Genomic DNA, 21,800 nt, shown 5'->3' on the forward strand with positions numbered 1-21,800 from the left:
TGGTGGCAGCGCGTGGATCGACCCGCGATTCAACTATGAGCAGACCCATGGGTCGACGCTCGACGCTAGACACGCGGATGCGATCCAGCCGAAAACCCGTCCTGCGGTAGCCAACCCGCGCATATCAGTCTGACCGCGCGTCGCCCAAAGACACGCTCACCACTGATTCACTGAGGAAGCAACGAGGCGCCGTCGGACAACTCCCCGGCGGCGCCTCACCTTGCCCTCTTGACAACGTTCTCTACATATCAGTTGAACGCCAACCAGCTCGGCAGCGCCCGTTCCCGCGAATCGCACAGTACCTGCCGGGTATCGCAATTGCCGTCCGGGACACCGGCTCCCGACCACATGCCGCCGGTGTCGCGACGCAACACGATCGCCGACGAGCCACCACCGTCGAGCAGCACGGCCGTGTCGCTGCCGAGGCCACGGAACAGATCCTGCATCTGGTCGGGTGTGTAGCTGCCGCCCTGGAAGACGTACATCTCGTCCTTGGTCCTGGAATATGCGAGCGCGGTGCGGGCCGCGCTCGGACCGCCGTCGTTGAGCTGGCCCATGTCACCGGGCGCCAACAACCCGATGCCCGCGACCGCGACGAAGCGAACATTCTTGTCGAGCAGGTCCTGAATCGCCGGCGTCGCGGCGTCGTAATCGTCGGGACTTTTCGGCGGCACCACGTAGGGGGCGCCTGCGACGGGAAGGATCATGGTGGACAACGCTTTCCAGTTCTCGTTGCCGCCCGAGAGACCTTGCTTACCCGCATACGGGAGGGTGCCGGTCACGGCCGCGTTCGCGCGACCCTGCCCGCGGGTGTTGTCGACGTAGGCGCCCAGTGGAGAGCTGCAGCCCGTCGACTTCCATGAGCCGCCCTGTTGTCCGCGGACGTCGAAGAAGTTGGCGTTGATCGCGATGGTGGGCTGGCCCAGCGCCTGCCATGCCTGCAGCGGTGAGAAGATCTCGGATGCCTGCCAGAGGCCCTCGCCGGTGCGCGCGCGTGGATCACGTTCGCAGCGGCCCTGATAACCGCTGTGCGAGTCGACGAGCAGCCGCGGGGCGAGCCGTTGCGACGCCGACTTGATGATCATCAAGTGGCCGCCGTTGCTCAACTCGTACCAATTGCCGCCGGCGTTGAGCATCGGTGCGGGATGGCCGCTGCCGAAGTTGTAGACGAGGTAGGACCCGCGGGTGTTGGCGATGGCCCCGGCAAGCAGATCGCGGCCGCTGGCTGCGCTCGCGTTCGGGGCCCCGGCCGTCGTCGACAGCCCAGCACACAACATCAGCGCCGCGGCGCAGACCGCGAAGCGCCGAAGAATCGTGACTGAGATCGACAAAAGGGGCCTCCGGAAGACATAGCGACAAAACCACATTAACCCCGGTAGCAACACTGTCAACTTTCGTAACAACTGCATCACAATAGGGCTTCGCCCCGGCACGGCACTGTCAGCTACCTGTCATCGACTGGCGCGCGTTAGTTCCCCGAAGAACCGGGTAATCGCACCGCATGCCCACTGTCTCGCGAACGTTCTCGGTCAGGTCGTCGCCGCACCAGGTCATCGAGTACCTCAAGGATTTTGCACACGCCGTCGAGTGGGATCCGGGCACGCAGCAATGCACGCGCAACGACAGCGGACCAATCGGTGAAGGCGCGTCATGGCACAACGTATCGAAGATCGCAGGCATCACCGCTGAACTGACCTACACCCTCGAAAAAATGAGCGACAGCAACCTGGTGTTCGTCGGCAGAAACAAGTCGTCGACATCCACCGAGAACATCTACGTCGACGCGGCCAACACAGGTTCTGTGATCACCTACCGCAACGACCTCGAAATACGCGGCCCGATAGCACTTTTGAACCCGCTGCTGAAGTTGTACTTCGAGAAACTGGCCAGTGACACCGAGAAGCAGTTGACGTCGGTACTCAACCGTCTACAAATAGAGACCGTCTACAAATAGAGGAGAAAAAATGATCGGCACCATCCTTAGCGCGCTCGTCGTCGGCCTGATCGTCGGGGCACTGGCGCGTCTCATCATGCCCGGCAAGCAGAGCATCGGTGTGATCATGACGATCGTGCTGGGCGCTCTCGGATCCTTCATCGGCTCCTGGCTGACCTACCAGTTCGGCTACCAGAATTCGAACGGCGGCTGGGAAGTCATTCCGTTCCTCGTCGGCGTCATCGTCGCGATCGTGTTGATCGCGATCTACGTGGGCGTCACTGGAAAGCGGGGCGCCAAAAACACCACGGTCCGTTAGCGCGGAGGGGCCAGGCGGTAGACGGCGTCGGCGTAATCGTCGGTGATGTAGACCGCGCCGTCCGGTCCGGTCACCGCGGCCACTGGACGGCCCCACCGCGAACCGTCCGCGGACTGAAACCCACCGACGAGCGTCTGCTGATCGCCCAAGACCCCGTTGCGCCACGGAAAAAACGACACCTCGGGCGCACGGGGCGGCTCCCGGTTCCACGATCCGTGGACGCCGACGAGCGCCCCGCTGGTGTAGGGCGCGGGTAGTACGTCGGTGGTGAAGCTCATGCCGAGTGGGGCGGCGTGAGCCCCGAGGCTCTGTTCAATCGGCGGCAGGGACGCGCAGTCCATGCGATCGCCGTCGGCGTTGGTCTGCACGTCACGAATCAACGGCAGATTGGCCGGACCGCCATCGGGATTGCAGTAGGGCCAACCCAATTCGCGTCCCGGCGTCAGCCGGGCCACCGATTCGGGTGGATGTTCGTCGACGTACTCTGGATCGATCTCGCCGGTGCGTGGATCGGCGACGTTGTCGCGGTTGTTGACCGCGGTCCACAACGACCCGTCCGGCGCGATCGCCAGGCCGGTGCCGTTGCGGACGCCCGTCGCGAAGGGTTCTGCCGGTCCGCCGGCGGCGGGAACGCGCATGATGGTGGCGCGCGGCGGATCCGCGTCGCGATCCTCCGCTGAGACGTTGCCCGTCGACCCGATGGAGAAGTACACGGCGCCGTCGGGGCCGATGACGACGCTTTTGAGTGCGTGCGAATAGGCACCGCGAAGGTCCGGGCTGTTCGCGTCGGGCAGGCCCCCGGCGACGGTCCGCCGATTGATCGCCATGCCGTCGGCATAGTCGTAGACGTCGACCTGGTCGCTTTCCGCGACGTACAAGGAGTTTCCGGCGAAGGTCAACCCGTGAGGCTGGTCGAGTCCATCGAGTAGCACGGACCGCGTTGGCGACCCATCGGTGGGTTGCAGGCGTACGACTTCGCCTGTGCTGGGGACGGATACGAGTAGAGCACCGTCGGGCGTCCATGCCATCAGTCGCGGCTTGGGCATGCGGGCCCACACCGACATCGTCCATCCCGGTGGCACCAGTGCCTGCCGAGGCTCGTCGAACGGGGTCTGCGCCAGCTCGTCGCCGACCTGCACGGTCACTGAAGTCAGGCTTGCGGCGGTTTCGGTCGACGGCGCCGTCTCTGTGGGCACGGAGTTCGATGTCCCCGGTGATGGGGCCGGTGCCGTCGAGCACGCTGAAATGAGAGCAGCGCCGACGATGGCGATTCCAATTCTGTTACGCCGCAGCCAAACCCGCATGCATCTCCCAGACCAGTATTTCAGCGGGTTCGGTGGCGGTGACGCGCTGGCCGCCCGAAGCGGTGAATCGCACGGCGTCGCCCTCGTGCAACGGCCCCGCCCCCTCGAGGGTGACGTCACCGCGGGGTACGAACAGGTGCAGGTACGGCGCCGAGGGCAGTTCGACGCTCTCGCCGGCCTGCAGCCGCGCGCCGTGCAGCGCCGCATACTTGTTGCGGATGGTGATGGCGGCCTGGTCGCTGTGCTCGGGCATGCCCGAGGCGATGGTCACCAGGCCGCCACGCAACAGCTCGTCGTCGATCTCGAGCTGCTGGTATCCGGGCTCGATGCCCGACTCGTCGGGAACCACCCACATCTGCACGAAATGCACAGGGTCAGCATGGGATTGCTCACCGGTCAGTGTCCAGGAGTCGTTCTTCTCCGAATGCAGGATGCCGCGTCCGGCCGACATGCGTTGCGCCAGGCCGGGATAGATCACGCCGGAGTGCCCCGTCGAGTCCTGATGTACGAGCGATCCCTGCAGCACCCAGGTCACGATCTCCATATCGCGGTGCGGGTGGGTATCAAAGCCGGTCCCCGGCTTGACGATGTCGTCGTTGTTGACGAGCAGCAGGCCGTGGTGGGTGTTCTCTGGTGCGTAGTGGCTGCCGAACGAGAACGAGTGTTTGGAGTCCAGCCATGCGATCTTGGTTTTCGCGCGGTCGTCGGCGCGACGGACGTCTATGGTCGGGGTGGTCATCAGCGATCCTCTCGCTCCGGGCCCAGCCTAGGTGCGGCCACTGGACACGACAACATGGATGATGTGTCATGTATTCCATGTGGCTGACCGACGAGCAACAGGAGATCTGGCGCGACTACCTGGCGATGGCGAGCCGGCTGCAGACGGCGATGCACCGCCAGCTCCAGCAGGACTGCGAGCTGTCGCTCTCGGACTACGACGTGCTGGTCGCCCTGTCCGAGCGCGGGCCACTGCGGATCAACGAACTCGGCGATGCGTTGGCGTGGGAGCAGAGCCGGTTGTCGCACCAATTACGCCGGATGCGTGGTCGGGGTCTGGTCGCGCGTCAGGGCAGTGAGGACGACCGCCGTGGTGCGACCGTCGACCTCACCGACGCCGGCCGTGCTGCGCTCGAGGTGGCCGCGCCGGGGCATGTCGAGTTGGTGCGCACCGCGATGTTCGACGGAATGCCGGACGCGCAGCTGCGGGCCTTCGGCGCGGTGGCCAAGGCCGTCTCCGAGCGGCTGACTACCAGTCCGCCTCGTCGAACGTGATGACGCCGCGGATGTTGTTGCCGTCGAGCATGTCCTGATAGCCCTGGTTGATGTCCTCAAGACGGTAGGTCCTGGTGATCATGTCGTCGATGTTGAGCAGGCCCGACTTGTACAGCCCGGTGAGCTTAGGAGTATCGACGTGCGAGCTGCCACCGCCGAAGATGTTGCCCTTCAACGTCTTCTGCAACATGGTGAACAGGAACATGTTGAGCTTGACGTCGGCGTCCATCATCGAACCCATGCCGGTCAGCACGCAGGTGCCGGTCTTGGCGGTGAGGATCATCGCCTCTTCGATGTACTCGCCCTTCATGTCGCCGACCGCGATGATCGTCTTGTCGGCCATCAAGCCGTGTGTCACGTCGATCATGGGCGCGATCGCCTCGGCCATCGACGGGTAGACGTGCGTTGCGCCGAACTTGATCGCCTGGTCGCGCTTCCACTCGTTCGGATCGATGGCGATGACGTTGCGGGCGCCCGAGATCACCGCACCCTGAAGTGCGCTCATGCCGATGCCGCCGACGCCGATGATGGCGACGGTCTCGCCGGGCTGTACGTCGGCGACGTTGGTGGCCGACCCGAAGCCCGTCGGCACCGCGCAACCCATGATCGCGGCGGTTTCGAACGGGATGTCCTTGTCGATTTTGACGACGGAATCCTTGTGGACCGTCATGTACGGGGCGAAGGTGCCGAGCAGGTTCATCGGCGAGACCTCGGTGGTGCCGGCGTGCACGCGCGAGGTGCCGTCGGCGATCGCCTTGCCGCCGAGTAGCACCGCGCCGCGATCGCACAGCGATCGATAGCCCTTCAGGCACGGCGGACACTCGCCGCAGGCCGGGATGAACGCGAGGATGACGTGGTCGCCCTCCTCGATGCCTGTGACGTTGCGGCCGACCTCGGTGACGACGCCGGCGCCCTCGTGGCCGCCGAGCGCGGGCAGGGCGATCGGGGTGGCGCCGGTGGTCAGGTGATAGTCGGAGTGGCACATACCCGCGGCGTGGACGCGGATCTGCACCTCATCGTCCACGGGATCGCCGATCTCGATCTCATCGACGCGGAACGGCGTGTTGAGCTCCCACAGCAGAGCGCCCTTGGTCTTCATGACCCATGAGGATAGAACACGTTCCAGAAAAGCCGCCAATCATCGCCTTGAGCTGCACCTTCGCGCGCTACCCCCTATCGTCGAGCGGCCAGTTATGCGCGAAATAAGGTTCCGGTACGAACATCCGCGTATCTGTGGATAACAACTCGGATCTCGCGCTGATCTGTCGGAGCGGGTTGAGATCTTTCGCCCATGGACGGAATCGACGGGCCGTTTCTGGGCAGCGAGGCGATCGCCGGCGGACGGGTCACCAGGCGGGCGCTGCAGCGCCAATTCGCGCGGGTGTATCGCGACGTCTACCTGCCGGAGGCGCAGCCGATCACACCCGTCGTCCGCGCGAAGGCAGCGTGGTTGTGGGCACGCCGTGACGCCACACTGGGTGGGCTTTCCGCCGCGGCGATGCTCGGTTCGAAATGGATTGGCCCCGAGGAACCGGCTGATCTGTTCCGCCTAGGTGACGCCGTCGACGGAATCAACATTCATCGCGACCAACTCAATGCGGAGGAAGTGTGCATAGTCGGCGGCATCCCAACTACCACTCCCGCCAGGACGGCATTCGATCTCGCACGCAGAGACACACTTGAGCGTGCCATCATGAGGCTCGACGCTCTGGCGAACGCAACTCGGCTGAAGTGTCCCGATGTTGTAGAAGTCATCGAACGCCATGCGGGTGCACGGGGCATCGTGCAACTACGCCGCGCCGTGGAACTGATGGACGCCGGTGCGGAGTCACCGCAGGAAACACGGACGCGACTGCTGCTGATCGCCGCTGGATTCCCGCGACCTACGACCCAGATCCTCGTCTACAACGAGTTCGGAGACCTTGTCGGTCGTATCGACCTGGGCTGGCCGGAATGGAAGGTGGGTGTTGAGTACGACGGTCCCCAACACTGGGCGACCTCGGAAGCCCACGCTCGAACCATCGAGCGGATCGCCGATCTCGAGGCGGAGGGCTGGACCATCGTCCGACTCAGCCGCGACATCCTCCGCTATCGCCGTGGCGTCTTCCTCGCTCGAGTGCAGAAAGCCATGGGGACTGCGGGCTGGCCTTTTGTCGACGAGATCAGACTTGACGCACAGATGCCGGTGGATCTTGTGCCATAAGTCTGATCTCGAGCCCAAAGCGGCGTCAGAGCGTGGCGGGCAAGCCCCACTTCTCGAACGACTCCATATGGAAGGCAACCACATGGGTGATGCCTTCGTCGGTCGTGGCGAGCACATGCATCTGGAACGGCTCGTGCGCACCGGTTTCGCGGTTGAGCATGTATATCGCTCCGGCCGGCTGGCCGTTGGCCACCGTGGGGAGTAACCGCATATCGCCGGGCAACTCGGCCGGGCAGTGCGTCTTCGAGAGCAGGACGATGTTCTCCGGGCCCTGGTACCAGCCGTCGAACGGCGGCATCTCCCAGACGGCGTCGGCGGTGAACAGCTCGACGAGCTTGTCCATGTCATAGGTCTCGAACGCGTCGATGTAGCGCGCCAGTAGATCCTGGGCTTCCTTTGACTCCGGGACCTGCAGATGGTCGTCCTCGCTGGGCCCGACGGCATCGAGTTGCGCACGGGCGCGCTGCAGCAGGCTGTTGACCGCCGCCGTCGAGGAGCCGATGGCGTCGGCGACCTCCGCGGCCTTCCACTGCAGCACCTCACGCATCACGAGCACCGCGCGTTGGCGGGCGGACAGGTGCTGCAGCGCCGCGACGAACGCGAGCCGCACCGATTCACGCGAGCCGACGATGTTCGACGGGTCGGTCGAATCGTCGGGAATGGGTTCCAGCCACGGCACCTCGTCGCGCGCGACGATGTCGTCAACCGGATCGGAGCTGGGCGCGCCGAGCCCCGTCGGCAGCGGCCGGCGCTGACGGCTGTCCAACGCCGTCAGACACGTGTTGGTGGCGATCCGGTACAGCCAGGTACGCACGGATGATTTGCCCTGGAACCCCTTGTACGACTTCCATGCCCGCAAGTAGGTTTCCTGCACCAGATCCTCGGCGTCATGTAGCGACCCGGTCATCCGATAGCAGTGCGCGAGCAGCTCGCGGCGATAGCGCTGCGCATCGGCCAAGAATGCGTCTTCTGCGCTGTCGTCGTCCAGATTGTGGGCCAGGACCGTCACCTCGCCGAGCTTAGTCACCATGGGTGACAACCGTCACCGGCGTGCGATTGGGCAGCCCGATACTCTCCCTGGGTGGCAACTACCCGCACCGAACGCAGCTTCCAGGGCATCGGCGGCGTCCGCATCGTCTACGACGTATGGACCCCGGAGGTGGCCCCGCGCGGTGTCGTCGTCCTCTGCCACGGCTACGCCGAACACGCCCGCCGCTACGACCACGTCGCCGAGCGATTCGGCGAGGCGGGGCTGATCACCTACGCGCTGGACCTACGCGGGCACGGTCGCTCCGGCGGCAAGCGGGTGTACCTGCGCAACATCGACGAGTACACCGGCGACTTCCGCACCCTGGTCGGCATCGCCAGAACAGACCACCCCGGGCTGTCGCTGATCGTGCTCGGCCACAGCATGGGCGGTGGTGTCGTGTTCGCCTACGGAGTCGAGCACCCCGACGAATACACCGCGATGGTGCTGTCGGGGCCTGCCGTCGACGCCCAGGACGCCGTCTCGTCGTTCATGATCCGCGTGGCCAAGGTGGTCGGCAGCATTCTGCCGGGCCTGCCCGTCGAGGACCTCCCGACCGAAGCGGTATCCCGCGACCCGGAGGTGGTTGCGGCATACATGGCCGATCCGCTGGTCCATCACGGCAAGCTGCCCGCGGGTATCGGCAAGGCGCTCATCAAGGTCGGCGAGACCATGCCGCAGCGCGCCTCGGCGCTCACCGCGCCCTTGCTTGTCGTGCACGGAGAGCAGGACAAGCTGATCCCGGTCGCCGGCAGCCGTCACCTACTGGAATGCGTCGCATCGACCGACGCTCACCTGAAGGTGTACCCCGGGCTCTACCACGAGGTGTTCAACGAGCCCGAGAAGGCGTTGGTGCTCGACGACGTCACCTCGTGGATCGAGGCCAAGCTGTGAAAGCCCTTGCGGGCCTGTTACTTTCGCTGGCGCTCTTGGTGTCGGCATGCGGATCCGACGACGAACCGTCTGGCTGGGTCGACCAAGACGTGACGTTCTCTGCCGACGGCCTGACCATTCACGGCACGTACCGCCACGAGCGCGGCGGCGCACAGCGACCTGCGGCCCTGCTGATCTCCGAGAGCGGCAACACCGACCGCAACGGCGACAACGCGGTGGCGGGCCCCGTCGGAAACATGCGGCAACTCGCCGAACTGTTGTCCGACAAAGGCGTAGCGAGCCTGCGGTACGACAAAATCGGCACCGGGAAGACGGGTCTCGGACCGTATTCGCAGCGGCCCCAGGATGTCGTCAGCGCCGTCTACACCACCGGCGCGAAGGCCGCGGTGAGCTACCTCGCCGAGCAGTCCGCTACCGACACGTCGCGCATCTCGGTATACGCGGTGGGAGAAGGCACTGTCCACGCGGTGGCTCTGGCGACCGACGCGAACGTCGGCGCACCGAAGATCCACTCGCTGGCCCTGTTGCATCCGCTACCCGGCAGGTATCTGGACATCATCACCAACCGGGTGCGCGCCAGCGCCTCTCCGGAGGCGCTGACCACCTGGCTGGCCGCCGTGGACGAGGTCCGCACCAAGGGGACGGTGCCCCCGAACCTTCCGGAGGGACTGGGCGCGCTCGTCAATCCCGGCAACGTCAAGGCGGTGATCGAGGCCGACAAGATCGACCCGCTGACGCTGGCCGCCAAGGTGCCCGCAGGCACGCCCGTCCTGCTCACGTGTTCAGACGCCGACAAGCAGGCGACGTGCGAATCGATCCGGCCGCTCGCCGATGCGCTCGAACACACGGCGCTGACCGTCGTCGAACTCGAGGGCGTCAGCCATGTGCTGCGCGACGATCCGACCGACAACGTCGCCAACTACTCCAAGCAGGATCCACTTTCTCCACAGCTTGTCGAAGCGCTTGACGCGTTTGTCGGCAAGTAGACCTAATCTGGCGCTCATGACGTGCAAGCGAGTAGTGAAGGCGGATCGCGCATGACTGACGACAAGATGCTGGCACGCATCGCCGCTCTGCTGCGCCAGGCCGAGGGGACGGACAACACGCACGAGGCCGACGCGTTCATGGCGGCGGCACAGCGGCTGGCCACCGCGACGTCGATCGACCTGGCGGTCGCGCGGTCGCATGCATCCAACCGCACCAAGGCGCAGATGCCGGTGCAGCGCACCATCACGATCGGCAACGCGGGCACCCGCGGCCTGCGCACCTATGTCCAGCTGTTCACCGTGATCGCGATGGCCAACGACGTGAAGTGCGACGTCGCGTCGAATTCGACGTTCGTGTACGCGTACGGGTTCGGTGAGGACATCGACGCCAGCCATGCGCTCTACGCCAGCCTGGTGATGCAGATGGTGCGCGCGTCGGAGGCCTACATCGCCTCCGGTGCGCACCGGCCGACGCCCACGATCACCGCGCGCATCAACTTCCAGCTCGCCTTCGGCGCGCGCATCGGCAAGCGGCTGTCCGAGGCGCGCGAAGAGGCGCAGCGGGAGGCCACCGGAGGACGCTGGCGCAGGAAGGCCCCCAGCACGGCTATCGCGTTGCGGAACAAGGACATCGAGCTCAAGGACTTCTACCAACAGACCTCGGCGGCGCGGGGCACGTGGCGACCCACCAGCGCGACGGCGGGGTATTCGTCCGCGGCGCGACGCGCGGGTGATCGCGCGGGCCGCAAGGCGCGGCTGGGTAGCAGTGGGGAGCTCTCCGGTGCCCGCACGGCCCTGGAGACGTGAGCGATCAGAGACACCCAGCGGGCGAAGGTCTACGCCGCAGAGGAATTCGTCCGGACGTTGTTCGACCGGGCGGCTGAGCACGGCAACCGGGTGATCGACTTCTTCGGGACGCAGTTGACCCTGCCACCCGAGGGCCGGTTCGCGTCGGTGGAGTCGGTGCAGCGCTACGTCGACGACGTGCTCGGCATGACGCCGGTCCGTGAGTCGTGGCCCGGCCCGGGAGCGTTGACGGTGCGTGCCCGGCGTGGCGTCAGCGCGGCGCACTACGAGCGTGCCGACGACGGCGCGCGCATCGCGGTGCCGGAGAAACGCACGACGTGGGCGCTGCGCGAACTGGTGGTCCTGCACGAGATCGCCCACCACCTCTGCGCCGCCGAACCGCCGCACGGACCCGAGTTCGTCGCGACGTTCTGTGAACTCGCCGGCGTGGTCATGGGTCCGGAAGTCGCTCACGTGCTGCGCGTGGTGTACGCGAAAGAGGGTGTCCGATAACGTGTCCCGTGTGACCGAGCCTGAGCCCCGCCCGGACCCCAAGGCGCTCGATCAGCTCTTCAACGCTGTTCTGCGCACCGAGGACGAGGCGCTGACCGCGGCGCGGGAGTCGGCCGACGCGGCGGGGATGCCCGCCATCGAGGTGTCGGCGCAACACGGGAAGCTGCTGTACCTGCTCGCCACGGCGGCGCGCGCAACCCGGGTTTTGGAGATCGGCACGCTGGCCGGCTACAGCACCATCAACCTCGCCCGCGCCGTTGGGCCGTCCGGTCGCGTCGTCACGCTGGAGTACGAACCCACCCACGCCGAGGTGGCTCGCCAGAACCTGGCCCGCGCGGGTGTCGAGGACCGGGTGGAGGTGATCGTGGGCGCCGCCCTGGATACCTTGCCAGTCCTGGCCGAGCGCGGCGAGGCCTTCGATCTGTCGTTCATCGACGCGGACAAAGAGAACAACGTCGCCTACGTCGAGTGGGCGATCAAGCTGGGGCGGCCGGGCTCAATCATCGTGGTAGACAACATCGCACGGTTCGGGCGGGTGCTCGAACCTGCGACCGATGACCATCAGGCCCGCGCCGTGCGCGACATGCTGGAGATGATGGGTGCGCATCCGCGTCTGGACACCGCGGCAATCCAGACGGTGGGCACCAAGGGCTGGGACGGCTTCGCGGTCGCGGTGGTCAGCTAGCAAGTGATCGCGCACAGTCGCGCAGCGCGCTGACGATTCGTCGCTCGTTCGCGTCGAAGCGGTCGCTGGGTGCCGGCACCGAGATCGCAACGATGTGCCCGCCGGTGGTCCTGGCGGCAATACCGGCCGCGGAGATCCCGGCGGTGTGCTCGTCGCGGTCGAACGCGATGTCGCTCAGCCCCGCGGACGGGTCGGTCAGCAGCTCGAGCGCGGCCTTGCCGTTGGCCGTGGTCTCCAGCGGGAACCGCACACCCACCGCCGAAACCGCCCGCAGCCGGTGCGCGGACTGCACCTGGTCGATGAACAACATCTGCTGACCCCGCAGCACGGACAGGTCCACCGTTTCGCCGGTCGTGCGCGCCAACCTGTCCAGCGTCGGCCGGAACTGCGTCGCGAGGCTCGCGTCGTCGGCACCGCCCAGCCCGAGCAGTCGTTCGCCAAGGCTGATCCTGCCCTCGTCGTCGATGCTCGCGAAACCGATCTCGACCAGTCCGACCATCAACCGTCGCACGGTGGATTTGGCCAGGCCGAGCCGCCCGCCCAGGTCGACCAGCCGAAGCTGGCCTGGTGACGCGGCGATCTCGTCCAGGGCGGCCGCCGCGCGGCGTAACACCTGAATTCCGTCTGAACGCCCGGATTCAGATGGCTGATTCTCTTCCGCAGGAGCCATTCCACCACTATATTGATCCGCAATGCGGCTTACAATGATTCGCAATGTGAATCTAGGAGGGCGAAGTGGTGGCACTACCGGTGGGGCGGCACTTCGCCCGGGGAGGCGACGGGTACGAGGACGCCCGACGGTCGACGGTATGGAATCAACGCGTGCCGGATCGCTATCCGGCGATGATCGTGCAGGCTCACGACGACGACGACGTCATCGCCGCACTCGCCTATGCGAAAGCCCACGATCTTCAGGTCGGGATCCGGTCAGGCGGACACAGCTGGGCGGCCAACCATCTGCGCGACGGCGGTCTGCTGCTCGATATGCACGGGTTCGACCAGGCCACCATCGACAAGGGCAAGATGCTCGCCGTGGCCGGCCCCGGCAAAGGTGGCAGCATCCTGGCGGCCGAACTCGAGGAGCAGGGCCTGTTCTTCCCCGCGGGCCACTGCAAGGGCGTGTGCATCGGCGGGTACCTGCTCCAGGGCGGATACGGCTGGAACAGTCGCGTCTACGGACCGGCGTGCGAAAGCGTGATCGGTCTGGACGTGATCACCGCCGACGGCGAGAAGCTCTACGTCGACGCGGAGAACCATCCCGACCTGTATTGGTCGGCACGAGGTGCCGTCCAGGGTTCTTCGCGGTCGTCACGGCCTTTCACCTCAAGCTGTACCCGAAGCCGGCCGTCTGCGGCATGAGCCTGTACGCCTATCCATTCGACTGCGCAGAGGAGGTGTTCACGTGGGCGCGTGACATCAGTGCCGACGTGGATCGCAGGGTGGAACTGCAGATCGTCGCCACCAGAACCGTGCGGGACGCCGGGATCGACGGGCCCGCGATCGTGCTCGCGTCGCCGGTGTTCACCGACACTGAGGCCGAAGCCGAGGAAGCGCTCGCCCTGTTGGGCACCTGCCCGGCCATCGATAAGGCACTGGTCAAAGTGCCTTATGCGCCAACGGATCTGCCCACTTGGTACACCGCGGTGATGGGCAACTATCTAGACGACCACCGCTACTCCGCAGACAACATGTGGACCTCGGCACCGGCGGCGGACCTGATGCCCGGCATTCGTCGGATCCTCGACACCCTCCCTCCGCACCCCGCGCATTTCCTGTGGCTCAACTGGGGGCCGTCACCGGCCCGGCAGGACATGGCCTACAGCGTCGAGGCCGAGATCTACCTGGCGCTCTACGGCGGCTGGATGGACGAGGCCGACGACGACAAGTACGCCAACTGGCCGCGCGACAACATGGCCGAGATGGCGCATCTGGCCACTGGAATCCAGTTGGCCGACGAGAATCTCGGACAGCGTCCCGCGAAGTTCGCCACCGACGAGGCCATGGCACGGTTGGACAACGCCCGAGCCGCATACGACCCCGACGGCCGCTTCTACCCATGGATGGGACGGGTCTGATGAGCGCCTACCTCGGTTACCGCGATGCCGACGGTGACACCCCGTGGGGCACGTACTTCAATCCCGAAATGGCCGAACTGCCAAGACATGTGGTCGTCGCGCTGGAGCACGGACCCCAGGCCGACCAGACGCTGCTCGGATTCGATTCCGCGGGAACGATTCTCGATCAGGGGTATCAGCAGACCGAGAACGGATACGGTCAGCTGCGCGGCGGCGGTTTCCAGGTGTCGGTGCGCACCGAGATGCCCGGCGTCACGCCCGCCATGTGGGACTGGTGGTTCGGCTGGCACGGCAGTGAGACGACGCGCTACAAACTGTGGCATCCGCGCGCGCATGCGTCGGCGCGCTGGTCCGACCACGGCGGTGACGGCAGCTGGGTCGGCCGGACGTCGTTGATCGAGGAGTACCTCGGATCGTCGTACGCCAAGGCCGCGATCCAGTTCGTCGAACCGCAGGTGATCGGCCTGGAACCGACTCGCCTCGGCTCAGACGTCGCGGTGTGCGCACGGCTGGGATCGGCGGAGGTGCCCGTCGACATCGGCTGGTTCGTCCATCACATACGGTCCACCGCCGACGGCGCGGAGATGCGGTCCCGATTCTGGATGGGCGGACCCCACATCGGCCTGCGGAAGGGAAATATGTTGGCTGACGCGGTGATTCGGCCCGTCGCCGCCCACCAGTTGCCCGATCCGCGCGATCTTCTCGTGCACTGCGCCCAGGAGATGAACCACCTGGCCGGCTTCCTGCCCGCGGTGTATGCCCAATTCGCGGGTGCATGACATTCCGGTGTGTTATTGACACAGGTATGCCCAGGACACGAGCCATCAGCGCAATCGGAGCATGTGCCACGTTGCTCGCGGCACCAGTAGCCCAGGCGGCACCCAGACCCGCGCCGCCGCTGCTGTACGGGTGGTACAACGTGTCCGTCGACTTCGCGCAGCAGACCTTCAACGGTCAGCCGACACCCATGCAGTCCAAGACTTTCCTCGTCGAATACACCGCCAACTGCGACGTGAACGGCTGCGTGGTGACAATGGACAACTCGGACGATCTGTCCCGCGACCCCGGCGCCCCACCGGTTTTCGAGTACCGATGGAACAACGACCGCTGGGAAACCAGCAGCGACTATCCGTACCTGTGCGAACGCATGAATCCCGACAGCGCAGTGCAATCCGTGCGGTCGGACTACCTGATCCCGCGGCCCGATGGCAGCTTCTTCGGTCAGCGAACCATCACCGTCGAGGGCGCCGGATGCCCGGGTGAGGGGCCAGGAGTGCACTCGCTGCCGATCTCGGTGACGCCCGCCGACCCGCCGCCACCGCCCCCGCGCTAGCGAGCTCTCGTTTAGTACTTCGCCATTGGGGCACAGACCGCCAATGGACTTTCGCTTCCGGCAGCGCATGCCGACCGTCGAACGGCATATTCCTGCGCCGCGTGAGGCGGTGTGGAACGTTCTTGTCGACCTCGACCTGTGGCCGAAGTGGGGCCCATCGATCCAGCGGGCCGAGCTGGCGGAGGCCGGGCCGATGAAGTTGGGTTCGCGAGGAAAAGTGTGGACGGCGATCGGAGTCGCGCTTCCGTTCACGATCACCGAATTCGAAGAGAACCGCTGCTGGGCGTGGGAGGTGGCCGGCGTACGCGCCACACGGCATGAAGTGTGGCCGACCGACGGTGGAACACGGTTGGCGTTCGCAGTCCCGTGGTGGGCGCCGGCCTACCTGTCGGTGTGCGCGGTCGCGCTGCAGCGGATCGACCGGCTAGCTACAGACCGCGCCGCCGGCGGCTGAGCCGACGAGCTTGGTGTACTTGGCCAGCACACCGGTCTTGTAGACGGGCGGCAGTGGCTCGAAGCCGGCCTTGCGCGAATCGAATTCGTCCTTGTCGACCAACACGTCGAGCGTGCCGTTCGCGACGTCGAGGCGGATCTTGTCGCCGTCCTTGATGAACGCGATGGGCCCGCCGTCGACCGCCTCCGGCGCGATGTGTCCCACACACAGGCCCGTGGTGCCGCCGGAGAACCGGCCGTCGGTCATCAAGAGCACGTCCTTGCCGAGGCCCGCACCCTTGATGGCGCCGGTGATGGCCAGCATCTCGCGCATGCCGGGCCCACCCTTGGGTCCCTCGTAGCGGATGACCACGACGTCGCCGTTGGTGATCGTGCCGTCCTCGAGCGCATCGAGCGCGGCCCGCTCGCGCTCGAAAACCCTTGCAGTGCCCTCGAACACGTCGGAGTCGAAGCCGGCCGACTTGACTACCGCACCTTCGGGTGCCAGCGATCCGTGCAGGATCGTGATGCCGCCGGTCGGGTGGATCGGGTTGTTCATCGCGCGCAACACCTTGCCGTCCGGGTCCGGCGGCTCGATGTGGGCCAGGTTGTCGGCCATGGTCTCACCGGTCACCGTCAGGCAATCCCCGTGCAGCAGATTGGCATCCAGCAGCGCCTTCATGACGACCGGCACGCCGCCGATCTCGTCGACGTGCTTCATCACGTGGCGACCGAAGGGTTTGACGTCGGCGAGATGCGGGACCTTCTGTCCGATGCGGGTGAAGTCCGCCAGTGTGAGTTTGACCCCGGCTTCCGACGCGATCGCCAGCAGGTGCAGAACCGCATTGGTGGATCCACCGAACGCCATCACCACGGCGATGGCGTTCTCGAACGCCTCGATCGTGAGGATGTCGCTGGTGGTGATACCGCGACGCAGCATCTCGACGACGGCCTCACCCGAACGACGGGCATATTCGTCGCGACGCGAGTCGATCGCCACCGGCGACGCGCTGCCCGGCAGCGACATGCCGAGTGCCTCGGCGGCCGACGCCATGGTGTTGGCGGTGTACATACCGCCGCACGCGCCCTCACCGGGACAGATCGCACGCTCGATGATGTCGACGTCCTCGCGCGACATCAGGCCGCGGGCGCAGGCGCCTACCGCCTCGAAAGCGTCGATGATCGTGACTTCTTTCTCGCTGCCGTCGGTGAGCTTCGCGACGCCCGGCATGATCGAGCCGTTGTAGAGGAAGACGCTCGCCAGGTTCAGCCGCGCGGCTGCCATCAGCATGCCGGGGATCGACTTGTCGCAGCCGGCGAGCAGCACCGATCCGTCGAGGCGCTCGGCCTGCATGACGGTCTCGACGCTGTCGGCGATGACCTCGCGCGAAACCAGCGAGAAGTGCATGCCCTCGTGGCCCATCGAGATGCCGTCGGACACCGAGATGGTGCCGAACTCCAGCGGGTAGCCGCCGGCAGCGTGCACGCCGCCCTTCACCGCCTGTGCGAGCCGCTGCAGCGACATGTTGCACGGAGTGATCTCGTTCCACGATGAGCCGACGCCGATCTGCGGCTTGGCCCAGTCGTCGTCACCCATGCCGACGGCGCGCAGCATGCCGCGGGCGGCGGTCTTCTCGAGGCCGTCGGTGACGTCGCGGCTCCGTGGTTTGATGTCGGGCGTCGCCGAGCCGCCTGCGCGGGGAGATTCGGTCGTGGGCTGTGAGGGCATGAGAGCAGTATGCCTTCGGCTTTTCACCGGACAAACTCCTTTAGATACCCCACAGGGGTATGCGGTACTCTGATCTCATGTCGCTTCGCACCACACGCCTCGCTGCCGTCTTCATAGCCATCTTCGCCGCCTTGTTTCTCACCTCGTGCTCGGGGTCCAGCGACCACACCGAGACGCACCAGGCGGACGAACCGGTCGGCACCGCCCAGCCCCCCGGCTTCAACGCCGACGACCACGCGTTCGCGACCAACATGATTCCCCATCATGAGCAGGCGATCGAGCTGGCCGCCATGGTGCCGGACCGCTCGACCAATGCCGACGTCATCGCGTTGGCCGCCAAGATCTCCGCCGAGCAGGAGCCCGAGATCAAGGCATTGCGGGTGTTCCTTGTGCAGTGGGATGAAAATCCAGACGATGACGCGTCCCAGGGGGAACACGGAGCACACGGCGGCCACGGCGCGATGGCGGGGATGGTCGACGAGGCCACGATGACGAGACTCCAGTCGCTGCGCGGTACGGAGTTCGACACACTGTGGCTGCAGTCGATGATCAGCCACCACCAGGGCGCGATCGAGATGGCCAAGGCCGAGGTCGCCAACGGTCAGAACGAGGACGTCAAGCGCATGGCCCAGACGATGATCGACACCCAGCAGGCCGAGATCGCCCAGATGAACCAGATGCTGAAAGGTGGGGGAAATGGCTGACGAGGTCACCGTGGGCGACTCCGGGGCGCATGGCTATTCGGCCCAGAAGGAGAACTACGCCAAACGCCTGCGCAGGATCGAAGGTCAGGTTCGCGGCATCGCGAAGATGATCGACGAGGACAAGTACTGCATTGACGTGCTCACCCAGATCAGCGCCGTCAACAGTGCACTGCAGTCCGTCGCGCTCGGACTGCTCGACGAGCACCTGGGGCATTGCGTCACCCAGGCCGTGGCCGAGGGCGGGGACGAGGCGGACGCCAAGCTGGCCGAGGCATCCGCTGCCATCGCCCGGTTGGTGCGTTCCTGACGTAACGTTCGACCGCCTCAGGCGGATGAACACAGCAGGTCAACGTCATTGGTGGCGTGACGGTCGGGGTTCTGGCGACATGCAGATTTCAAAGACCGCCCGGCACGCTGTGCCACACTAGACGAAGTTATGCGACTGGGAGGTCACGTATGCGGGAGCCGAAATTGAGGCGCCTATTCTCCGCCGTGCTGGCGGCCGGACTCGTCGGCGGGATGGTGCTGAGCACCCCATCAGCACTGGCTCAACCTGGCGTTCCGCCGCCACCACCGCCCGCGCCGGTCGATCCGGCCGCCGCAGTGGCACCCGCGCCCGGGCTGCCTCCGGCACCGCCTGCGGCCCCGGCCGCCTTCCCGCCCGGACCGCCCGCACCGGCTCCATTCGGTGCGCCTCTGCCGCCGGCCCCGCCACCGCTCTTTGGGCAGCCCCAGCCGATGGCGATCCCCGAGGGGACGCCGGAAGGGCAGAACCCGACGCCGTTCGTCGGGGAACCGCCGTTCCTGCCGCCGTCGTTCAATCCGACCAACGGTTCGATCGCCGGCGCCGCCAAGCCGATCTACATCAACTTCCAGCGGCCCATCGCCAATCGGCAGATGGCCCAGGACGCGGTGCACATCACGTCGGTGCCGCCCGTTCCCGGCCGGTTCTACTGGACCACCGACACGCAGCTGCGGTGGCGGCCGCAGGACTTCTGGCCGGCCGGTACCACCGTCTACATCGACGCCGCGGGCACCAAGTCGAGCTTCACCGTCCCCGAGCAGTTGGTCGCGACCGTCGACAACGCCACGCATGAAATGACGATCGTGCGAAACGGTGAGGTGGAGAAGACCTTCCCTGTCTCCATGGGCAAGGAGGGCTACGAGACCAAGAACGGCACCTACTACGTGCTGGAGAAGTTCGCCGACATCGTGATGGACTCGTCGACCTACGGAGTGCCCGTCAGTTCTGCCGAGGGCTACAAGCTCAAGGTGCAGGACGCCGTGCGAATAGACAACAGCGGCATCTTCGTTCACAGCGCGCCGTGGTCCACCGGGGCGCAGGGCAACAGCAACGTCAGCCACGGCTGTATCAACCTGAGCCCGGCCAACGCGCAGTGGTTCTACGACAACTTCGGTAGTGGCGACCCTGTTGTCATCAAGAACTCCACCGGGATCTACAACAAACCGGACGGCGCCTCCGATTGGCAGATGTTCTAAAGCACCAACGCGAAAGGCCCCGACAATGTCGGGGCCTCTTGCGTGCTGCGACTAGCTCCAGATCCGCACGCGCTCTTGCGGATCCAGGTACAGCTCGTCTGACTGGTTGACTTCGAACGCCTCGTAGAACGCGTCCAGGTTGCGGACGACGCCGTTGCAGCGAAACTCCGGCGGCGAGTGCGGATCGATCGCAAGCCGCCGAATGGCTTCGGCGTCACGCGACTTCGTGCGCCACACCTGGGCCCAGCCAAAGAACACCCGTTGCTCACCGGTCAGTCCGTCGATCACCGGCGACGGCTCGCCCTTGAGCGAGAGCTGGTAGGCGAGCAGCGCGATCGAAAGGCCACCCAGGTCGCCGATGTTTTCGCCGACGGTGAATGCGCCGTTCACATGATGGCCGTTGCTGAGCGCCCTGGGCACGTACTTGTCGTACTGCTCGATCAAAGCCTTTGTCCGCGTGCCGAACTCGGCGCGATCGTCGTCGGTCCACCAGTCGACCAGGTTCCCGTCGCCGTCGTACTTGGATCCCTGGTCGTCGAAGCCGTGACCGATCTCGTGACCGATCACCGCACCGATCCCGCCGTAGTTGGCGGCGTCGTCAGCGTCGGCATCGAAGAAGGGGGGCTGCAGAATCGCGGCGGGAAAGACGATCTCGTTCATGCCGGGGTTGTAGTAGGCGTTCACGGTCTGCGGCGTCATGAACCACTCGTCACGGTCGACGGGCCCACCGAGCTTGGCCAGATCCCGGTCGTATTCCACGGCGTAGCCACGTAGGTAGTTGCCGTACAGATCGTCACGCTTGATCACCAGCGCCGAATAGTCGCGCCACTTGGCCGGATAACCGATCTTCGGGGTGAACTTGTCGAGCTTGGCGAGCGCCTTCTCGCGCGTCTGCGGCGTCATCCACGCCAGCGAGTTGATGCTGACCCGGTACGCCTCGCGCAGGTTGGCGACCAGCTCGTCCATCCTGGCCTTGGCCAGCGGCGGAAAATGCCGTTCGACGTAGAGCCTTCCGACCGCGTCACCCATCAGACTCTCGACGACCGACACTCCGCGCTTCCACCGATCGCGCAGCTCTTCGGTGCCCGAGAGTTTGCGGCCGTAGAACTCGAAGTCCTCGGCGACCAACTCGTCGGTCAGCAGGAACGCGCGGGCGTGGATGAGCCGCCAGCGCAGCCACGCCTTCCAGTCCGCTAGATCGAAGGCGGACCACGCCGCGGCGAAGGCCGTCAAGTAATCGGGTTGGCGCACCACAACTTCGGAGACTTCGGCCACCTTGTCAGGGGTGGCACCAAGCGCGGCCACCCACCCGGCCCAGTCGAAGCCGGGCGCCTCGTTGAGCAGGTCGGTGAAGGTGCGCAGGTTGTAGGTCAGCTCGGCGTCGCGGCGCTTGACGACGTCCCAGTGCGCGGCGGCCAGCTTGGTTTCCAGCGCGACGATGCGTTCGGCGGTGGCCTGCCATTCGTTCGGCTGGGGTTCCTCGCCGTAGACGAGTCCGAACATCGCTGCGATGTGCCGCGGATAGGCGGCGAGAATGTCGGCGTGCTGCTCGTCGCGGTAGTACGACTCGTCGGGCAGGCCGAGGCCGGACTGGCTCATATGCACCAGATAGCGGGTGGAGTCCTTGGAATCGGTGTCGACGTAGATTCCCGTCCCGCCGCCGACGCCGGTGCGCTGCAGCGCGCCGAGGACCGCTGCCAGGGCCTCGGGAGTATCCGCGGCGTCGATCGCGGCCAACTCGTCGAGCAGCGGTTGCACACCGCGTTCGGCGACCGCCGGCTCGTCCATGAAGCTGGCGTACAGGTCCCCGATGCGCTGCTCGTCGGTACCGTTCGCCGGTGTTGCGGCCACCCCGTTCGATGTCGCCGCCGAGGCGGCTCCGGTGATGAGGTCCCGCACGTGCTCCTCGGCCCGGTCGTACAACGACCGGAACGCGCCGTCGGTGGCACGGTCACCTGGCATCTCGTACTCGGTCAACCAGCGGCCATTGACGTGGCCGAACAGGTCGTCCTGGGGACGGGCGTCAGAGTCGACGTGGCTCAGGTCGATACCCGAGCGAATAGCTTCAACTGTCACCCCACCAGACTGCCAGACCGGTCGTCGCG

Annotated in this window: 23 protein-coding genes, 1 tRNA gene and 1 pseudogene; 18 read left to right on the forward strand and 7 right to left on the reverse strand. The window is 65.9% G+C overall.

Going from position 1 to position 21,800, the window contains the following annotated elements; translation table 11 throughout:
- Positions 1-248 precede the first annotated feature (248 nt).
- On the reverse strand, positions 249-1,277 hold the full coding sequence (locus tag M1248_RS16125) for a phosphodiester glycosidase family protein (RefSeq protein WP_317149105.1): 1,029 nt from the start codon (positions 1,275-1,277) through the stop codon (positions 249-251).
- Positions 1,278-1,501: 224 nt separating this feature from the next.
- Here M1248_RS16125 and M1248_RS16130 point away from each other — a divergent pair, with 224 nt between their 5' ends.
- Both M1248_RS16130 and M1248_RS16135 read left to right on the forward strand, forming a co-directional pair.
- Entirely contained in the window at positions 1,502-1,954 is a 453-nt protein-coding gene (locus M1248_RS16130) for an SRPBCC family protein (protein ID WP_317149040.1), read from the forward strand.
- A 10-nt stretch (positions 1,955-1,964) separates the two neighbouring features.
- A complete protein-coding gene (locus M1248_RS16135) occupies positions 1,965-2,252 on the forward strand; it encodes a GlsB/YeaQ/YmgE family stress response membrane protein (RefSeq protein WP_317149041.1) in 288 nt (95 codons plus the stop codon).
- Here the strand turns inward: M1248_RS16135 and M1248_RS16140 are convergent.
- Positions 2,249-3,556 carry a gluconolaconase gene (locus M1248_RS16140; RefSeq protein WP_317149042.1) on the reverse strand — a complete coding sequence of 436 codons (1,308 nt, stop codon included), beginning with the start codon at positions 3,554-3,556 and terminating at the stop codon, positions 2,249-2,251. The genes M1248_RS16135 and M1248_RS16140 overlap by 4 nt on opposite strands.
- Positions 3,534-4,295: a pirin family protein gene (locus M1248_RS16145; RefSeq protein WP_317149043.1), complete on the reverse strand. Its 762-nt coding sequence runs from the start codon at positions 4,293-4,295 to the stop codon at positions 3,534-3,536. Before M1248_RS16145 ends, M1248_RS16140 begins: the two co-directional genes overlap by 23 nt.
- Before the next feature lie 68 nt (positions 4,296-4,363).
- Between M1248_RS16145 and M1248_RS16150 the strand changes: the two genes are divergently transcribed.
- Positions 4,364-4,828: a MarR family winged helix-turn-helix transcriptional regulator gene (locus tag M1248_RS16150; protein ID WP_317149044.1), complete on the forward strand. Its 465-nt coding sequence runs from the start codon at positions 4,364-4,366 to the stop codon at positions 4,826-4,828.
- On the opposite strand, the gene M1248_RS16155 is transcribed toward M1248_RS16150, so the two are convergent.
- Positions 4,803-5,927, reverse strand: coding sequence for an NDMA-dependent alcohol dehydrogenase (locus tag M1248_RS16155; protein ID WP_317149045.1), 1,125 nt, complete (start codon positions 5,925-5,927; stop codon positions 4,803-4,805). The genes M1248_RS16150 and M1248_RS16155 overlap by 26 nt on opposite strands.
- 192 nt (positions 5,928-6,119) lie before the next feature.
- On the opposite strand from M1248_RS16155, the gene M1248_RS16160 reads away from it, so the two are divergent.
- Positions 6,120-7,031 carry a hypothetical protein gene (locus M1248_RS16160; RefSeq protein ID WP_317149046.1) on the forward strand — a complete coding sequence of 304 codons (912 nt, stop codon included), beginning with the start codon at positions 6,120-6,122 and terminating at the stop codon, positions 7,029-7,031.
- A gap of 25 nt (positions 7,032-7,056) precedes the next feature.
- Here M1248_RS16160 and M1248_RS16165 read toward each other — a convergent pair whose 3' ends face one another.
- The gene (locus M1248_RS16165) at positions 7,057-8,061 is read right to left on the reverse strand and encodes a sigma-70 family RNA polymerase sigma factor (RefSeq protein ID WP_410506677.1); all 1,005 of its coding nucleotides are present in this window, start codon (positions 8,059-8,061) and stop codon (positions 7,057-7,059) included.
- Positions 8,062-8,112: 51 nt separating this feature from the next.
- Here M1248_RS16165 and M1248_RS16170 point away from each other — a divergent pair, with 51 nt between their 5' ends.
- From M1248_RS16170 to M1248_RS16190, 5 genes are read left to right on the forward strand one after another with little or no spacing between them, the layout of a single operon-like run.
- Entirely contained in the window at positions 8,113-8,952 is an 840-nt protein-coding gene (locus tag M1248_RS16170) for an alpha/beta hydrolase (RefSeq protein ID WP_317149048.1), read from the forward strand.
- A complete protein-coding gene (locus M1248_RS16175) occupies positions 8,949-9,938 on the forward strand; it encodes a hypothetical protein (protein ID WP_317149049.1) in 990 nt (329 codons plus the stop codon). The genes M1248_RS16170 and M1248_RS16175 overlap by 4 nt, the downstream gene beginning before the upstream one ends.
- A 51-nt stretch (positions 9,939-9,989) precedes the next feature.
- Positions 9,990-10,745, forward strand: a complete 756-nt coding sequence (locus M1248_RS16180) for a DUF2786 domain-containing protein (protein ID WP_163733478.1) — start codon at positions 9,990-9,992, stop codon at positions 10,743-10,745.
- Positions 10,746-10,748: 3 nt separating this feature from the next.
- Positions 10,749-11,237, forward strand: a complete 489-nt coding sequence (locus M1248_RS16185; RefSeq protein ID WP_163738036.1) for a TIGR04338 family metallohydrolase — start codon at positions 10,749-10,751, stop codon at positions 11,235-11,237.
- A 1-nt stretch (position 11,238) separates the two neighbouring features.
- Positions 11,239-11,922 carry an O-methyltransferase gene (locus M1248_RS16190; protein WP_317149050.1) on the forward strand — a complete coding sequence of 228 codons (684 nt, stop codon included), beginning with the start codon at positions 11,239-11,241 and terminating at the stop codon, positions 11,920-11,922.
- Here the strand turns inward: M1248_RS16190 and M1248_RS16195 are convergent.
- Complete coding sequence (locus M1248_RS16195) at positions 11,915-12,592, reverse strand: IclR family transcriptional regulator C-terminal domain-containing protein (protein WP_163733483.1); 678 nt, start codon at positions 12,590-12,592, stop codon at positions 11,915-11,917. The genes M1248_RS16190 and M1248_RS16195 overlap by 8 nt on opposite strands.
- A 65-nt stretch (positions 12,593-12,657) precedes the next feature.
- Here M1248_RS16195 and M1248_RS16200 point away from each other — a divergent pair.
- From M1248_RS16200 to M1248_RS16240, 9 genes and pseudogenes are all read left to right on the forward strand, one after another.
- Positions 12,658-13,997: pseudogene (locus tag M1248_RS16200) on the forward strand (FAD-binding oxidoreductase).
- Entirely contained in the window at positions 13,997-14,776 is a 780-nt protein-coding gene (locus M1248_RS16205) for a DAPG hydrolase family protein (RefSeq protein WP_317149051.1), read from the forward strand. The pseudogene M1248_RS16200 and the gene M1248_RS16205 overlap by 1 nt, the downstream one beginning before the upstream one ends.
- Before the next feature lie 26 nt (positions 14,777-14,802).
- Positions 14,803-15,330 carry a hypothetical protein gene (locus M1248_RS16210; RefSeq protein ID WP_163733492.1) on the forward strand — a complete coding sequence of 176 codons (528 nt, stop codon included), beginning with the start codon at positions 14,803-14,805 and terminating at the stop codon, positions 15,328-15,330.
- 43 nt (positions 15,331-15,373) lie between these two features.
- Positions 15,374-15,784 (forward strand): SRPBCC family protein, encoded by a 411-nt coding sequence (locus tag M1248_RS16215; RefSeq protein WP_317149052.1) that lies wholly within the window; start codon positions 15,374-15,376, stop codon positions 15,782-15,784.
- Between the two features lie 2 nt (positions 15,785-15,786).
- A tRNA-OTHER gene (locus tag M1248_RS16220) sits at positions 15,787-15,885 on the forward strand.
- A gap of 242 nt (positions 15,886-16,127) precedes the next feature.
- On the forward strand, positions 16,128-17,009 hold the full coding sequence (locus M1248_RS16225; protein WP_317149053.1) for a hypothetical protein: 882 nt from the start codon (positions 16,128-16,130) through the stop codon (positions 17,007-17,009).
- Positions 17,010-17,568: 559 nt separating this feature from the next.
- Positions 17,569-18,195, forward strand: a complete 627-nt coding sequence (locus M1248_RS16230; RefSeq protein WP_317149054.1) for a DUF305 domain-containing protein — start codon at positions 17,569-17,571, stop codon at positions 18,193-18,195.
- On the forward strand, positions 18,188-18,502 hold the full coding sequence (locus M1248_RS16235; protein WP_163733505.1) for a metal-sensitive transcriptional regulator: 315 nt from the start codon (positions 18,188-18,190) through the stop codon (positions 18,500-18,502). The genes M1248_RS16230 and M1248_RS16235 overlap by 8 nt, the downstream gene beginning before the upstream one ends.
- A gap of 149 nt (positions 18,503-18,651) precedes the next feature.
- Positions 18,652-19,695 (forward strand): L,D-transpeptidase family protein, encoded by a 1,044-nt coding sequence (locus tag M1248_RS16240; RefSeq protein ID WP_163733508.1) that lies wholly within the window; start codon positions 18,652-18,654, stop codon positions 19,693-19,695.
- A 51-nt stretch (positions 19,696-19,746) separates the two neighbouring features.
- On the opposite strand, the gene M1248_RS16245 is transcribed toward M1248_RS16240, so the two are convergent.
- The gene (locus M1248_RS16245) at positions 19,747-21,771 is read right to left on the reverse strand and encodes a M13 family metallopeptidase (protein WP_163733512.1); all 2,025 of its coding nucleotides are present in this window, start codon (positions 21,769-21,771) and stop codon (positions 19,747-19,749) included.
- Positions 21,772-21,800: the final 29 nt, after the last annotated feature.

The sequence above is a fragment of the Mycobacterium sp. 29Ha genome, from assembly GCF_032883055.1.
Classification (GTDB): domain Bacteria; phylum Actinomycetota; class Actinomycetes; order Mycobacteriales; family Mycobacteriaceae; genus Mycobacterium; species Mycobacterium gallinarum.

Excerpts from the sequence above, each read along its gene's own strand:
- M1248_RS16125 (WP_317149105.1), bottom strand. The coding sequence starts at position 1,277 with ATGTTGTGTGCTGGGCTGTCGACGACGGCCGGGGCCCCGAACGCGAGC.
- M1248_RS16130 (WP_317149040.1), top strand. The coding sequence starts at position 1,502 with ATGCCCACTGTCTCGCGAACGTTCTCGGTCAGGTCGTCGCCGCACCAG.
- M1248_RS16135 (WP_317149041.1), top strand. The coding sequence starts at position 1,965 with ATGATCGGCACCATCCTTAGCGCGCTCGTCGTCGGCCTGATCGTCGGG.
- M1248_RS16140 (WP_317149042.1), bottom strand. The coding sequence starts at position 3,556 with ATGCGGGTTTGGCTGCGGCGTAACAGAATTGGAATCGCCATCGTCGGC.
- M1248_RS16145 (WP_317149043.1), bottom strand. The coding sequence starts at position 4,295 with ATGACCACCCCGACCATAGACGTCCGTCGCGCCGACGACCGCGCGAAA.
- M1248_RS16150 (WP_317149044.1), top strand. The coding sequence starts at position 4,364 with ATGTATTCCATGTGGCTGACCGACGAGCAACAGGAGATCTGGCGCGAC.
- M1248_RS16155 (WP_317149045.1), bottom strand. The coding sequence starts at position 5,927 with ATGAAGACCAAGGGCGCTCTGCTGTGGGAGCTCAACACGCCGTTCCGC.
- M1248_RS16160 (WP_317149046.1), top strand. The coding sequence starts at position 6,120 with ATGGACGGAATCGACGGGCCGTTTCTGGGCAGCGAGGCGATCGCCGGC.
- M1248_RS16165 (WP_410506677.1), bottom strand. The coding sequence starts at position 8,061 with ATGGTGACTAAGCTCGGCGAGGTGACGGTCCTGGCCCACAATCTGGAC.
- M1248_RS16180 (WP_163733478.1), top strand. The coding sequence starts at position 9,990 with ATGACTGACGACAAGATGCTGGCACGCATCGCCGCTCTGCTGCGCCAG.
- M1248_RS16195 (WP_163733483.1), bottom strand. The coding sequence starts at position 12,592 with ATGGCTCCTGCGGAAGAGAATCAGCCATCTGAATCCGGGCGTTCAGAC.
- M1248_RS16205 (WP_317149051.1), top strand. The coding sequence starts at position 13,997 with ATGAGCGCCTACCTCGGTTACCGCGATGCCGACGGTGACACCCCGTGG.
- M1248_RS16210 (WP_163733492.1), top strand. The coding sequence starts at position 14,803 with ATGCCCAGGACACGAGCCATCAGCGCAATCGGAGCATGTGCCACGTTG.
- M1248_RS16215 (WP_317149052.1), top strand. The coding sequence starts at position 15,374 with ATGGACTTTCGCTTCCGGCAGCGCATGCCGACCGTCGAACGGCATATT.
- M1248_RS16225 (WP_317149053.1), top strand. The coding sequence starts at position 16,128 with ATGACCACGACGTCGCCGTTGGTGATCGTGCCGTCCTCGAGCGCATCG.
- M1248_RS16230 (WP_317149054.1), top strand. The coding sequence starts at position 17,569 with ATGTCGCTTCGCACCACACGCCTCGCTGCCGTCTTCATAGCCATCTTC.
- M1248_RS16235 (WP_163733505.1), top strand. The coding sequence starts at position 18,188 with ATGGCTGACGAGGTCACCGTGGGCGACTCCGGGGCGCATGGCTATTCG.
- M1248_RS16240 (WP_163733508.1), top strand. The coding sequence starts at position 18,652 with ATGCGGGAGCCGAAATTGAGGCGCCTATTCTCCGCCGTGCTGGCGGCC.